This window comes from Micromonospora sp. HK10 (assembly GCF_000982955.1).
Classification (GTDB): domain Bacteria; phylum Actinomycetota; class Actinomycetes; order Mycobacteriales; family Micromonosporaceae; genus Micromonospora.
Genome location: NZ_KQ058900.1, coordinates 45,985 through 59,986 on the forward strand (window position 1 = coordinate 45,985; position 14,002 = coordinate 59,986).

At 74.8% G+C, this 14,002-nt stretch carries 13 protein-coding genes; 2 read left to right on the forward strand and 11 right to left on the reverse strand.

The window, feature by feature from the left end:
* Window positions 1–372: 372 nt before the first annotated feature.
* The 3 genes from LQ51_RS30070 to LQ51_RS30080 form a co-directional block, all read right to left on the reverse strand.
* On the reverse strand, window positions 373–660 hold the full coding sequence (locus tag LQ51_RS30070; protein WP_046571576.1) for a GlsB/YeaQ/YmgE family stress response membrane protein: 288 nt from the start codon (window positions 658–660) through the stop codon (window positions 373–375).
* Between the two features lie 532 nt (window positions 661–1,192).
* Window positions 1,193–3,070, reverse strand: coding sequence for a translation elongation factor 4 (gene lepA, locus LQ51_RS30075; RefSeq protein ID WP_046571578.1), 1,878 nt, complete (start codon window positions 3,068–3,070; stop codon window positions 1,193–1,195).
* Between the two features lie 93 nt (window positions 3,071–3,163).
* Entirely contained in the window at window positions 3,164–3,700 is a 537-nt protein-coding gene (locus LQ51_RS30080; RefSeq protein ID WP_046571579.1) for a DUF4240 domain-containing protein, read from the reverse strand.
* Between LQ51_RS30080 and LQ51_RS30085 the strand changes: the two genes are divergently transcribed.
* On the forward strand, window positions 3,699–4,790 hold the full coding sequence (locus LQ51_RS30085; protein WP_082159725.1) for a phosphotransferase: 1,092 nt from the start codon (window positions 3,699–3,701) through the stop codon (window positions 4,788–4,790). The genes LQ51_RS30080 and LQ51_RS30085 overlap by 2 nt on opposite strands.
* 368 nt (window positions 4,791–5,158) lie before the next feature.
* Entirely contained in the window at window positions 5,159–5,425 is a 267-nt protein-coding gene (rpsT, locus tag LQ51_RS30090) for a 30S ribosomal protein S20 (protein ID WP_046571580.1), read from the forward strand.
* A gap of 258 nt (window positions 5,426–5,683) precedes the next feature.
* On the opposite strand, the gene LQ51_RS30095 is transcribed toward rpsT, so the two are convergent.
* The 8 genes from LQ51_RS30095 to rsfS all read right to left on the reverse strand — a co-directional run bounded on the left by LQ51_RS30095 (window position 5,684) and on the right by rsfS (window position 13,960).
* Window positions 5,684–6,145 (reverse strand): hypothetical protein, encoded by a 462-nt coding sequence (locus tag LQ51_RS30095; protein WP_046571583.1) that lies wholly within the window; start codon window positions 6,143–6,145, stop codon window positions 5,684–5,686.
* Window positions 6,142–7,122, reverse strand: coding sequence for a DNA polymerase III subunit delta (gene holA, locus LQ51_RS30100; protein WP_046571585.1), 981 nt, complete (start codon window positions 7,120–7,122; stop codon window positions 6,142–6,144). Before holA ends, LQ51_RS30095 begins: the two co-directional genes overlap by 4 nt.
* Window positions 7,123–7,432: 310 nt before the next feature.
* Window positions 7,433–9,880 (reverse strand): ComEC/Rec2 family competence protein, encoded by a 2,448-nt coding sequence (locus LQ51_RS30105; RefSeq protein ID WP_369799914.1) that lies wholly within the window; start codon window positions 9,878–9,880, stop codon window positions 7,433–7,435.
* 125 nt (window positions 9,881–10,005) lie between these two features.
* Window positions 10,006–10,878, reverse strand: a complete 873-nt coding sequence (locus LQ51_RS30110; RefSeq protein WP_369799915.1) for a ComEA family DNA-binding protein — start codon at window positions 10,876–10,878, stop codon at window positions 10,006–10,008.
* A gap of 384 nt (window positions 10,879–11,262) precedes the next feature.
* The gene (locus tag LQ51_RS30115) at window positions 11,263–12,039 is read right to left on the reverse strand and encodes an SDR family NAD(P)-dependent oxidoreductase (RefSeq protein ID WP_082159726.1); all 777 of its coding nucleotides are present in this window, start codon (window positions 12,037–12,039) and stop codon (window positions 11,263–11,265) included.
* Complete coding sequence (locus LQ51_RS30120) at window positions 12,036–12,881, reverse strand: DegV family protein (RefSeq protein WP_046571590.1); 846 nt, start codon at window positions 12,879–12,881, stop codon at window positions 12,036–12,038. The genes LQ51_RS30115 and LQ51_RS30120 overlap by 4 nt, the downstream gene beginning before the upstream one ends.
* A gap of 48 nt (window positions 12,882–12,929) precedes the next feature.
* A complete protein-coding gene (locus LQ51_RS30125; RefSeq protein ID WP_046571591.1) occupies window positions 12,930–13,559 on the reverse strand; it encodes a histidine phosphatase family protein in 630 nt (209 codons plus the stop codon).
* The gene (gene rsfS / locus LQ51_RS30130; RefSeq protein WP_046571593.1) at window positions 13,556–13,960 is read right to left on the reverse strand and encodes a ribosome silencing factor; all 405 of its coding nucleotides are present in this window, start codon (window positions 13,958–13,960) and stop codon (window positions 13,556–13,558) included. The genes LQ51_RS30125 and rsfS overlap by 4 nt, the downstream gene beginning before the upstream one ends.
* Window positions 13,961–14,002: the final 42 nt, after the last annotated feature.

Here is a 14,002-nt window from a genome sequence, read left to right on the forward strand (position 1 = left end):
TTCCCGGACCGGCTCGGGCGCTTTCCCGGACCGGCTCGGGCGACCAGCCGGGCTTTGCCAGACCCCTCGGGCCGCTGGAGCGCGGGCCGTCGCGCCAGGCCATTGGAACCGGCAAGGTGGCAACACGAAAGCGCGGACACCCGGACAATCGGGTGACCGCGCGACGCAATGTTGAGGCTGACGAGGGCTCACCCGCGCGCACCGGTGCCCACTGGCCCTTCCGGTGCCCACTGGCCGTCCGGGTGCCCACTGGCCTTCCGGTGCCGCCGGCCCTTCCGGTGCCCGCCGGCCCGTTCCGGTGTCTGCCGACACGAACGCCAGCGGGCGCCCGACCGGTCGGTCGGGCGCCCGCTGAGGCGCTTGCGAGCGGCGTCAGTAGCGCGAGACGCCGCGCCGACCGCCCACGCCGGCCACCAGGGCCACGGCGATGGCGGCCAGCACGACCTGGACCAGCAGCTCAGTCCAGTCGATGCCGGCGGTCTCGGTGGCGATGCCCACGGCGCGGGCCAGGACGGTGCCCAGCAGCGCGGCGCCGACGCCGATCACCATGTGCAGCCAGATCGGCATGTTCTGGCGGCCCGGAACGATCAGGCGGCCCAGAGCGCCGACGATCAGACCAACAACGAGCGCGGTGATGATGCCCCAGACGGTCACTGTCAGCTCCTTCTAAGAAGTTTCATATGGTCTGTTGTGTTTCCTGTCGTGACCGGTACATGCCCGAGGCATCGAAAAACCAAACCGACTCAGCCCGCAACCGATCGCCGCAGCACCGCCGACCAGCGCCGCATCGGTTCCGCTCCGACCGCGAATGCGCAGGTGGGAGCGGTCCCACCCGGGCCCGGCGGCGGGCCGTCGCGGCAGCAAAAATCTGCCCGGGTACGCGGAAACGGCCGGCGCCCCGGCCCGGACGGACCCGGCTCCGGGTCGTCTCGAGCGGGGCGCCGGCCGTCACGTCCGCGGCTGGCGACCGCTACTTCCCGCCGGCGGGCTCGCCGGCAGCTATGTCCTGCCGGTGTGCTTGCCACCGCCCCCTGCCGGCGGGCTTGCCACCGCCCGCTGCCGGCGGGCTTGCCAGCACCAACCTTCTGCCGGCGGGCATGCGTCGCCTACTTCTTGCCGGCGGGCTTGCCAGCACCTACCTTCTGCCGGCGGGCTTGCGTCGCCTACTTCTTGCCGGCGGGCTTGCCAGCGCCTACTTCTTGCCGGCGGGCTTGCCGTCGCCGGAGTCGGAGGAGAGCGCGGCGATGAAGGCCTCCTGCGGAACCTCCACCCGGCCCACCATCTTCATCCGCTTCTTACCTTCCTTCTGCTTCTCCAGCAGCTTGCGCTTACGGCTGATGTCACCGCCGTAGCACTTGGCGAGCACGTCCTTGCGGATGGCGCGGATGGTCTCCCGGGCGATCACCCGGCTGCCGATGGCGGCCTGGATCGGCACCTCGAACTGCTGGCGCGGGATCAGCGTGCGCAGCTTCGCCGCGATCGTGGTGCCGTAGTTGTACGCCTTGTCCTTGTGCACGATGGCGCTGAACGCGTCCACCGGCTCGCCGTGCAGCAGGATGTCGACCTTGACCAGGTCGGACGCCTGCTCGCCGGAGGGCTCGTAGTCCAGCGAGGCGTACCCCTTGGTGCGGCTCTTGAGCTGGTCGAAGAAGTCGAAAATGATCTCGGCGAGCGGCAGCGTGTAGCGCAGCTCCACCCGGTCGGCCGAGAGGTAGTCCATGCCGAGCAGGCTGCCCCGGCGGCCCTGACACAGCTCCATCACGGCGCCGACGTAGTCGTTCGGGGTGAGCACGGTGGCCCGCACCACCGGCTCGTACACCTCGGCGATCTTGCCGGTCGGGTACTCGCTCGGGTTCGTCACCACGATCTCCTGACCGTCCTCGGTGATCGCCCGGTAGACCACGTTCGGCGCGGTGGAGATGAGGTCGAGGTTGAACTCCCGCTCCAGCCGCTCGCGGATGATCTCCAGGTGCAGCAGGCCGAGGAAGCCGCAGCGGAAGCCGAAGCCGAGCGCCCCGGAGGTCTCCGGCTCGTACACCAGGGCGGCGTCGTTGAGCTTGAGCTTGTCGAGCGCCTCGCGCAGGTTGGGGTAGTCGGAGCCGTCGATCGGGTAGAGGCCGGAGTAGACCATCGGCTTCGGGTCCTTGTAGCCGCCGAGCGCCTCCTTGGCCGGGTTCCCGTTGATGGTGACGGTGTCACCGACCCGGGACTGCCGGACGTCCTTGACCCCGGTGATCAGGTAGCCCACCTCGCCGACCCCGAGCGCGTCGGCCTTGACCATCTCCGGGGAGATGACCCCGATCTCCAGCAGCTCGTGCACCGCGCCGGTGGACATCATCTTGATCCGGTCCCGGGCGCTGATCTTCCCGTCGATCACCCGGACGTAGGTGACCACGCCCCGGTAGACGTCGTACACCGAGTCGAAGATCATCGCGCGGGCCGGGGCGTCCGCGTCGCCGACCGGGGGCACGAACTGCCGGACGATCTCGTCGAGCAGGTGCGCCACCCCCTCGCCGGTCTTGCCGGAGACCCTGATGCAGTCCGCCGGGTCGCCGCCGATCAGGTGGGCAAGCTCCTCGGCGTACTTCTCCGGCTGGGCGGCCGGCAGGTCGATCTTGTTGAGCACCGGGATGATGTGCAGGTCGTTCTCGAGGGCCAGGTAGAGGTTGGCCAGGGTCTGCGCCTCGATCCCCTGCGCGGCGTCGACCAGCAGGATCGCGCCCTCGCAGGCCGCCAGCGACCGGGACACCTCATAGGTGAAGTCGACGTGGCCCGGGGTGTCGATCATGTTGAGCACGGCCGTCTCGCCGGCCCGGTCACCCTCCCGGATCGTCCACGGCATCCGGACGGCCTGGCTCTTGATGGTGATGCCACGCTCGCGCTCGATGTCCATCCGGTCGAGGTACTGGGCGCGCATCTGCCGAGGGTCGACCACACCGGTGAGCTGCAACATCCGGTCGGCCAGGGTCGACTTCCCGTGGTCGATGTGGGCGATGATGCAGAAGTTCCTGATGCGCCCCGGGTCGGTGGCACCAGGAGCGTTCGCGCCGGGATCGAGCGTCGGTGGCACAGCGGTCCGTTCTGGTCGGCTGACGTGAGCGGGCCGGCGCGACGCCGGCCCCCTCTATGCTCCCACGTCGTCCGGGACGCCGGTCCTCCCCCGTCACTCCTCGGGCGGCTCCACGAAGAGGGCGGCGAGCCGGGGCAGCCGCCGCCGCGCCTCGTCCGGGTCGTCGAAATCCCAGAAGTCGTTGAGGTCGGGCACCGCCGCCGGCTCACGGACCGCCGGCAGCTCGGCCGCGGTGGCCTTCTCGTACGCCTCCCAGGCGACCGCGAGCATGTCCTCGCACTCGAACTCCTCGCCGCTGAGCGCGGCGGCCCGGACCTGCGGCAGCTCGGCGAGGGAGTCGGGGTCGGCCACCGCCCTGGCGAACACCGACCGGCCCTGGGTCATCAGCCAGCCACGGAAGTATTCGAAGCCGTCGTCCGAGGCGCCCCCGTTGATCAGGTAGGCCGCGCCCCACAGGTCGACCTTGTGGGAGGCGACGAGCACCCGACGCTGGTGCTCGGCGTATCCGACGATGTCCGCCGGGTCCCGCTCGGCGAGCAGGGCGACCGCCCGCGCGGCCACCGCGTCGGGCGCTCCCCCGGCGCCGGCCCGGGCGGACTCGATCAGCTGCCAGAACTCCTCGGTCCTCATGGCCCCGCAGTCTCCCAGACGCCCTCGACCGACGGCCCGCACGCATTCGTCGCCACGCCCCGGATGCTGCCAGCGCCGTACGACATCCCCGATCCGGCAGCATGGTCCCGTGCCCGACAACCGCCCGCCCCCGGTGCCGTACGAGGCGACCGCCGTCCGCCCCGACTGGGCCGCGCTGCCGGCCGGGCTGCGGGACGCGCTCGCCGCCCGGCTCGGCGGGCCGCCCACCGCGGTACGGGTGGCCGGGGCGGGCTTCACCCGCGGCTTCGCCGCGCTGCTCACCGGCCCCGGCGGGGACCGGGTCTTCGTGAAGGCGGCGGAGCTGGCCGGGCAGCGCCACCTCGTCGACTGGTACGCGCACGAGGCCGCCGTGCTGGCCCGGCTTCCCGGCGGCCTGCCGGTGCCCCGACCGCGCTGGGCGCTGACCGAGGCCGGCTGGTACGCGATCGGGCTGACCGCCGTCGACGGCCGCACCCCCCGGCTGCCCTGGGACCCGGCCGAGCTGGACGCCGCCCTCGCCGCGTACGCCGAGGTGGCCGCCGCCCTGGCCGACCCGCCGGCGGACCTCGTCGCGCTCGGGCTGCCCCGCCTCGCCGACCTGGCCCGCGACGACATCCTCTGGTGGGGCGAGGTGGCCGCCGGCCGCGAGCCGCCGCCCGAGGTGCCCGCCTGGGCCCCGCTGCCGGAGCTGGTCGCGCTGGAGTCCCGGCTGCCCGGGTACGCCGCCGCCGGTGCCGGGCTGGCCCACGGTGACCTGCGGGTGGACAACCTGCTGCTCGACCCGGCGGGCCGGGTCTGGGTCTGCGACTGGACCTGGCTCTGCCATGGGCCGGCCTGGTTCGACCTGGTCGGCCTGCTGATCACCGGGTACGCCAGCGGCCTCGACGTGGACACCGCCTTCGCCAGCCACCCGGCCGCCGCCGGCGCCCCGCCCGACGCGCTCGACGTGACCCTCGCCGCCCTGGCGGGCTACTTCCTCACCGGCGCCGCCGCCGGCCCGTCGACGGCGTCCCCGCACCTCCGGTCGCACCAGCGGTGGAGCGGCGAGCAGGCACTCGGCTGGCTCGCCGACCGGCAGGGCTGGCGCTGACCCCGACCTCGATCCACTCCACCTGCCGGGCTGGCGCTGACCCCGACCTCGATCCACCCCACCTGCCGCAAGGCTGGCCCTGACCTCGATCCACTCCACCTGCCGCAAACCGGCGCATCCAGCCGCACGGATGCCACGACATGCCGCAACCGGAGTGGATCACATCCCGACCGGCCCCGGCCCGGCCGGCCCGGTCGGCCCGGTCCGTGCGGACGGGCGCGGGTTCGTCGGGCAGGTCGGGCCGGGGTCGCCGGGGCGTTTTGGCTCGTCGCGACCGGACCTGGTAACCTGGCTTTTCGCGCGGCGATGACGCATGCTCGTCGCGCGCGGAAGCTGACCAACCCGAGCTATCAAGACGAGGCTGTCGCGTGGCGAACATCAAGTCCCAGATCAAGCGCAACCGGCAGAACGAGAAGCGCCGGCTGCGTAACAAGTCGGTCAAGTCGTCGCTGAAGACCGCCATCCGGAAGTTCAACGAGGCTGCGGAGGCCGGCGACACCGAGAAGGCCACCGTTCTCATGCGCGAGGCCGCCCGCAAGCTGGACAAGGCGGCCAGCAAGGGCGTCATCCACGCCAACCAGGCGGCCAACCGGAAGTCGGCGATCGCCAAGCGCGTCGCCACGTTCTCGGCCTGACGCGCCTCAGACCTGACCGGAAGCCCCGGGGTGTACGCCCCGGGGCTTCCGGCTGTCTGCATTACGGGCCAACCTGATCGGGGACCTGGTTCGCCGGTCGGTACCGGCCTCGGCCCCGTGCCGAGTGCCTCGCGGTCGGGTGCGGTGCTCACCCTGCTGCCCGGGGCCTACGCCCCTGACGCCGGCCGTCAACGCTCGGCGTCCGGTCAGCGGAACCGGTCGGTGTCCGGTCGGCGGAACCGGTCGGCGCCGATCCGCTCAGCGCTGCCCCTCGTCGTGACGGAACACAGTTTCGCCCGCTCGGGCCACCCCGGGCGCCGGGTCCCCGGCCGGCAACGCCGGGACCGTCGACGGTTGCCCGGCGCGCGGCGCCCAGGCCGTGGACGGCACCCGGGCCCGCCCGACGACCGGCTCGATCTGCCGACGGAACCGTTCCCGCTCCTGCTCCGGAACCTGCGCGGCGCTGTGGATGACCTGCTCGGCGACCAGGTCGTTGAGCTTCACCATGGCCGCCACCACGGCCGGCAGCACCAGCACCGCCCACCAGGTGACCAGCTCGGCGAGGGCGAGCAGCGCGGCCAGCGCCACGGATCCCTCGAAGAAGAGGAAGCAGAGCACGCCGCCCGGGTTGACGAAGCGCAGTCCGAGCACCCGGGCGTAGAGCGGCCGGTACCGCTCCTCGTCCGTCGGGACCGTGGCCCAACGCCGGGCTCGGGTCACCGGGCGCCGCCCTGCCGGGCAGCGGCGACCGAGAACACCGCCCGCTCCAGCGCGTACGCCCGGTCGTCGGCACCGCCCTTGACGGCCGCATTGCACTCGGCGGCCACCCGCATCGCCTCGACCAGGCCCTCCGGCGTCCAGCCCCGCCCCTGCCGCTGGGCCCGCTCGATCTTCCAGGCCGGCATGCCCAGGCTGCTGGCGAGCTGATAAGGGCTGCCACGGCCGGCGGAGGCGACCCGGGCCACGGTCCGTACCCCGTCGGCGATGGCGTCGGCGATCGGCACCGGGTCGACGCCGACGTGCAGCGCCCAGCGCAGCGCCTCCAGCGCGGCCGGCACGTCACCGACCATGGTGGCGTCGGCCACCGTGAAGCCGGTCACCTCGACCCGCCCCCGGTAGTACCGGGCCACCGTGTCCGCCCCGATCCGCCCGTCGGTGTCCGCGACGAGCTGCGAGCAGGCCGCGGCCAGCTCCCGCAGGTCGGTGCCGACGGCGGCGATCAGCGCCTCGGCCGCGTCCTCGGTGCAGGTGCCGCCGGCGCGGCGGATCTCGTCGCGGACGAAGGCGACCCGCTCGCGGTGCCCCTTGAGCTTCGCCGCCGGCACCACGGTGGCGCCCGCGGCGCGGAGCCCGTCGGCGAACGCCTTCCCCTTCGCCCCACCGAGGTGCAGCACCACGAGCTGCACCTCGGGGTCCGGATTCTTCGCGTACGCCAGCAGCGCGGTGACCAGGTCCTTGCGCGCGTCCTGGGCGGAGCGGAGCACCAGCACCCGGCGCCCACCGAAGAGCGAAGGGCTGAGCATCTCGGCGATCTCGCCGACCATCAACGAGCTGGCCTGGTACTCCCGGACGTCCACCTCGGGGTCGACGCTGCGTGCCCGGGCGACAGCTTCGGTGACGGCTCGCGTGGCGAGCAGCTCCTCGTCGCCGAGAACGAGCAGAATAGGCGGCAGGCTGGCGGGGGTCACGTCGCCCATACTCGCACGCCCCCGAGCCGGATCGTGCCTGGTCATTGGGGACGGTGACGGCCGGACCCGCACTTCGCGCGAATCCAGACATTTGATTCAATCCACGTGGTTGCCCGGAAATCCCCCGGCCCGCCCGTGCCGGGTGCCGCCGGTCTTGATCACCTTCCACTGCTGCGGGGGATAACCCGGGCCGACCTGCTGCGGTGGCACCTGTGGCGGGTAGCCCCTGCGCGGAGCCTGCTGTGGCGGGTAGCCCTGAACGGAGGCTGCTGCGGTGGCTCGCCCCGCGTTCCCGCTGCCGGTACGCCGCGCCGGCGGTTCAGGAGCGCCGGCCGGGACCGACCCCTCGGGCGACCACCGCCAGCCCGCTCCCATGGCGGACCGCGGCCAGGTCTCCCCCGGTGTCGGTGCGCAGGACGCGGGCGCCGTCGCGGCGCAACCGATCCAGCAGGCCCGCGTTCGGGTGCCCGTAGTCGTTGCCGACACCAACCGACACCAGCGCCACGGCCGGTCGGACGGCGGCCAGGAACTCCGGATCCTGGTACGCGGAGCCGTGGTGGGCGACCTTGAGCACGTCGGCCCGGACGGCCTCCGGGGGGCCACGTTCCAGCAACGCCCGCTGCTCCTCCGTCTCGGCGTCCCCGGCCAGCAGGATCCGCACCCCGGACACCGTCGCCACGAGCACCAGCGAGTTGTTGTTCGGGTCCGACCGGCTGCCGCGCAACGGGTAGGGCGGCCCGAGGGCGGTCAGCGCCACGCCCGGAGCCCGCCAGCTCCAGCCCACCGGGACGGCCCGCAGCCCGGCGGCACCGGCTCGGGCCACCGCGCGCACCTGGGCGGCACCGTAGGGCGGCTCGGCCCACTCCGGGGTCACCACCTCCCGTACCCGTCGGCCCCGGAACACCCCGGCGATCCCGCCCACGTGGTCGGCGTGGAAGTGGCTGATCACGAGGAGCGGCACCTCGCGTACGCCGAGCCGGCGCAGGCAGCCGTCCACCCCTGAGGGGTCCGGGCCGGCGTCGACCACCACCGCCCGGCCCGGGGTGACCGGCAACACGATCGCGTCCCCCTGCCCGACCGCGCAGGCCACGACCACCCACCCGGGCGGCGGCCAGCCGGGCGCGAGCAGCCGGACCGGCAGCGCGCCGAGCACCACGGCGACCGTGCCGACCGCCACCAGCCGCCGGAGCAGTGGTCGCCGGCTGGCGAGCAGCAGGGCCACGGTGAGCCCGGCGAGCAGCAGGGCTCCGGCGGCCCCGCCCGGCCAGGGCAGCGTCCCGGCGGGCAACTGCGCGCCCTGTTCGGCGATGAGCAGTAGCCACCGGGCCGGCCAGCTCGCCAGCCAGGCGGCGAACTCGGCACCCGCCGGCCAGACCGGTGACACCACGGCGGCCAGCACCCCCAGCACCGTGGCGGGCGCGACGGCCGGCACCGCCAGCAGGTTCGCCGGCACGGCGACCAGGCTCACCGTCCCGGAGAGACCGGCGATCACCGGACCGCAGGCGAGTTGCGCGGCGGCCGGCACCGCAAGGGCCTCGGCCAACCCCGGCGGTACGCCCCGGCGGCGCAGGGCGTCCCGCCATCCCGGTGCGAAGAGCAGCAACCCGCCGGTGGCGCAGACGGAGAGCGTGAAGCCCGGATCGCCGGCCAGGTCCGGATCGACCAGCAGCAGCACGGTGACCGCGGCGGCGAGCGCGGGTAACGCGGCCCGGGGCCGGCCGGCGGCGAGCGCGGCCAACCCGATCGCGCCCATCGCCGCGGCGCGTACCACGCTCGGGGATGGCCGGACCAGGATGACGAATCCGACCAGGGCCAGTACGCAGAGCACCGCGGCCGTCCGGGGACCGGCCCGGGCCCACCGGGCCAGCAGCAGCACCGCCCCCACCACGATGGCCACGTTCGAGCCGGAGACGGCGTTCAGATGGGTCATGCCGGTGGTACGGAAGTCCTCCACCACGGCCGGGGGCAGTCGGCTGGTGTCCCCGACGACGAGGCCGGGCAGCAACCCACCCGGCTCGTCGGGCAGCGGGTCGCAGGCGCGGTGCAGGCCGGACCGGAACGCGCCGGCGGCCCGCTGCACCCACGGGGGCCGACCGCGCACGGTGGGCGGACCGGTCGCGGTGAGCACCGCGGCGGTCAGGTCACCGCCGCGCGGCGCGGCCAGCCGCCCCCGAGCGGTCACCCGCTGACCGGGGAGCAGGTTCCGCCAGGCTGGATCGGTCGCCAGCACCAGGCCGCGCACCGACCCGGTGATCCGCCGGCCACTGACCGCGCTGCCCGTCCCGGTCCCGACCCCGGTTCCGGTTCCGGTTCCGGTTGCGGTTCCGCTTCCGCGTCCGCGTCCGGTTCCGCCTCCGCTCCCGGTTCCGCCTCCGCTTCCGCTTCCGGTTCCGCTTCCGCCTCCGCTTCCGGTTCCGGTTCCGCCTCCGCTTCCGGTTCCGGTTCCGGTTGCAGGTTCGGTGAGGACGAGCAGGTCGGCCCGGACCAGCAGGGTGGCTGGTCGGCCGGGCGCACCCCGCACCGGGCGCGGGTCGTCCCGTACCACCAACTCGGCGGTGACCGGCGCCCGCGCGGTGGTCAGCGCCCGCACCGGCGCGGCATCGCGGACCTGCACCCGGGCCGCGGTCGCCGCCCCACCGCAGAGCACGCCGAGGAGCGCCGCGACGGCGATCCAGCCGTACCGCCGGGCCGGGATCGACGGCCGCCCGAGGACGCCGCAGAGATGCAGGCCGAGCACCGTGGCCAGGCCGGCGGCCGACCCGGCCACGGCGGCGGTCTCGCCGGCGGTGAGGCGCAGCCCGGCCAGGGCGGTGAGCCAGGCGGCCACCGCGAGCCCGGCCAACCGCAGGTCGGGGACCGCCTCGGCCGCCTCGTCGGCCCGTTCGCCCGGCGTCACACCGTCACCAGGTCTTTGAGTTGCTCGTACCGGGCGTCGCCGATGCCGTCGACCTGGCGCAGGTCGGATACGGACCGGAAGCCGCCGTGCCGCTCGCGGTGGTCCAGATTCCGCTGGGCGAGCACCGGGCCGACCCCGGGCAGCGCGTCGAGCTGGGCCAGGGTGGCGGTGTTCAGGTTCACCGGACCGCCCGGCGCCGCCGCAGCACCGGCCCCGGGAGCGGTTCCGGCCGCCCCGGGCGCGCCCGCCGGGACCGGTGGGGCGGTGACGCCGACCAGGATGAGTTCACCGTCGGTGACCTTGCGGGCCGGGTTGAGCAGGGCCACGTCAACGCCAGGCAGCGCGCCGCCGGCCGCCTCGATCGCGTCGCCGACCCGGGCTCCGGCGGGGAGGCGGACCAGCCCGGGACGGCGTACCTTGCCGGCGACCGCAACCACGAGCGGGGCGTTCGTGGCGGACGGGGGCGCCGGGGCGGGCTGCGCCGGCTCCGCGGTGGCGGCGACCGGGCGGACCGGTTCGGTCTGCGGCCGGGAGCGCCAGGCCCAGACCGCGGCGACCAGCACCACCACGGCGGCGACGGCGGCCAGCGCACGGACGCCCCGCCGGCCGGGGTCGAACGCCCCGGGCCCGGGCAACCGGGAGACCGCCGGCCCGTCGCTCACCCGACCCGCCGCCGGCGGGGCCGTCGACCTGTCGCCCGACCGGGAGACCGCCGACCGGTCACTTAATTGACCGGCCGGTCCGGGTCGTGTCTCGGCGTTCCGCGCCGACGCCGACCAGGGCTCGCCGGGTCCGCCAACCCCGTCCACCGGCTCGCCGGATTCGTTGGCGCGGCCGACCGGTCCGGCGGGCCCGCCGGCAGCGCCCACTGCCACGGCCGGTGCGGCGCGCGAGGCCGCCCCGCCCGGCGAGGCAGGCCCGCCCGGCGAGGCAGGCCCGATCGGCCCGCCCGGCCCGATCGGCCGGGCAGGCCCGCCCGGTTCGACCGGCCACGCAGGCCCGCCCGGCCCGACCGGGGAGGCAGCCCCGCCCGGCCCGACCGGCGAGACAGGCCCGGCCGCCACCGGGTCGAACAGCCGCACCAGCCGCTGCCGCACCGTCGTCTCCTCGTCGTCTGGCACGGTTCGGGAGGCTACGGCGAGGAGGGGCGCCTGCTCCGGACTCCGGGGGTCCCCTGTGGATGACGGCGGCGGCTGTGGACAAGCCCCCACTCAGGTTCGACGTGTGCTAGCGGCCGGCGCCCGCCGGACCGGTCAGCGCGCTTCCGGGTCCACACCGAGGGCCGCCCGGCCGCCGTCGACCGGCAGGGTCACCCCGTTGACGAAGGCGGCCCGCTCGGACAGCAGGAACGCGACCACCTCGGCCACCTCGCCGGTACGCCCGATCCGCCCGACCGGATGCAGCCGGGTCAGCTCCGACGTCACCCGGTCGGCCTCGGCCGGATCGAGCCCGGCGAGGAAGGCGTCGTGCCGTTCGGTGTGGATGGAGCCGAGCGCGACCGCGTTGGCGCGGATCCCCCGCCCGCCGTAGTCGACGGCGAGCGCCCGGGTCAGCCCTTCGACGGCGGCCTTCGCGGTGGCGTACGGCAGCGCGCCCGGCACGGCCCGGCGGGCCTGGTGGGAGGAGACGTTGACGATCGCGCCGCCGGTGCCGGCGGCCAGGAACCGGCGTACCGCGGTGCCGGCACCGATCACGGCGGGGCGCAGGTTCGCGGCGATCAGGTCGAACACCTCGGTGGCGGGCGCGGTGTGCAGGGCGGCGTCCCGGAAGACGGCCGCGTTGTTCACCCAGCCGGTCAGCGGCGCGGCCGCCTCGGCGAGGTCGGCGGCGCGGGCCGCGGTCTCCTGGTCGGACGCGTCGCCGGTCACCGCGGACAGCCGACCGGCGGCGGGGTGGTGCGCGAGCCAGGCCAGCGACGACGGGTCCCGCTCGACGACCACGACGGTGGCGCCGTCGGCCGCCAACCGCTCGACGACCGCCCGCCCGACACCCCGACCGCCGCCCGTCACCACGTACGACATCGCGCTCACCGCCGGTGCACGACCACGCAGGCCAGGCCCGGTCCGGCGTGCGCGGCGACCACCGCGCCGGCCTCGGTGACGTACGTGTCGCGCAGGCGGTCACCGAGCCGCTCGGTCAGCGCCGTCACCAGCTGCTCGGCGCGCTGGGGAGCGGCGAGGTGGTGCACGGCCAGGTCCACCTCGGCGTCGCCGGCCGCCTCGGCGGCGAGGTCGACCAGGCGTGCCACGCCCCGGCTGGCGGTGCGGACCTTGTCCTTGACCACGATCGCGCCGTCCGGCATGTGCATGATCGGCTTCACCGAGAGGGCGGTGCCGAACAGCGCCTCGGCCGCGTTGATCCGGCCGCCCCGGCGCAGGAACTCCAGGGTGTCGACGTAGAAGAAGATGGTGGTCCGGGCGATCGCGTCGACCGCGGCCCGGCGTACCCCGTCGAGGTCGGTGCCGCGGTCGGCGGCGGCCGCGGCGGCGAGCACCGGGAAGCCGAGGCCCATGCCGGTGGAGCGGCTGTCCACCACGGCGATCCGGCCGCCGACCGCGGTGGCGGCCAGCCGGGCCGCCTCGACGGTGCCGGACAGCTCGGCCGAGAGGTGTACGGAGACGACGCCGTCCGCGCCGCCGGCGAGCAGCTCGCGGTAGACCTGGACGAACTGCTCCGGGGCGGGCCGGGAGGTGCTCACCGCGACCCGCCGGCCGCCGAGCGCCCGGGTGGCGTCCGCCGGGAACGTCTCGACCCCTTCCAGTCCTTCCGCGCCGTTGAGCACGACGGTCAGCGGGACGACGGTGAGCCGGTGCGCGCGCACCAGCTCGGGCGGGAGGTAGGCGGTGGAGTCGGTGACGACCGCGACGGGCATGCCCGGCACGCTAGCCGATGTCGCGGCGCCGCGCCGGGGCCGAACGGCTCAGACCGCGTCGGTCAGCGCGGGTTGGGTGACGAGCCCGACATTGTGGGCGCGCAGGTGCCAACCCCGGACGTCGTCGTGGCGCAGCTCGGTCCAGTGGCAGTTGGCCAGCGATCCGACGGCCCGCAGCACGCGGTGGTCCCAGCCGAGCAGGTGGCCGATGCCCTGCCGGGCGCCGCCGCCGTGGGTGGTCACCACGACGGTGCCACCGGCGGCCAGGTCGGCCGCCTCCTGGAAGGCGACGCCGAGCCGCTTGCCCAGGTCGTCGAGGGTCTCGATGCCGGCGCCGGGGTCGGGGTCGCCAGCGCGCCAGCGGGCGTACTCGGCGGGGAACCGTTCGGCGGCCTCGGTGAGCGACAGGCCCTGCCACTGGCCGAAGTGCCGTTCGCGCAGCCGGGCGTCGGGGCGTACCGGCAGGCCGGTGACGGCGGCGAGCGCCGCCGCGGTGTCGGCGGCGCGGCGCAGGTCGCTGGCCACGATGGCGTCCGGGCGCAGCGCGGCCAGCACCGGCGCGACCGCGCGGGCCTGCTCGCGGCCGAGGTCGTTGAGCGGTACGTCGGTCTGTCCCTGGACCCGGCCGGCGGCGTTCCAGTCGGTGTTGCCGTGCCGCCAGATGATCAGGCGGGTCATTCGGCGGCGGCGGTGCCGGCGGTGGAGTCGGCGAGGTCCCGGTCCACGAACGGGACCTGGGGGCAGTCCTTCCAGAGCCGGTCGAGGGCGTAGAACTCGCGCTCCTCGGTGTGCTGGACGTGCACCACGACGTCGACGTAGTCGAGCAGCACCCAGCGGCCGCCCCGCTCGCCCTCGCGCCGGACCGGCTTGGCCTTCTCCGGCAGCTCCAGCAGGCGCTCCTCGATGGCGTCGACGATGGCCAGCACCTGACGCTCGTTCGGGGCGGCGGCCAGCACGAACGCGTCGGTGATGGCGAGCTGGTCGCCTACATCGATGATGACGATGTCCTGCGCCTTCTTGTCCGCCGCCGCCTGGGCCGCGGCGATGGCGAGCTCGTGGGCGCGTTCGGAAATTGTCACCGTTCTCCTTCGATCAACCGTGCGATCCTCCAAGCGTCTCAC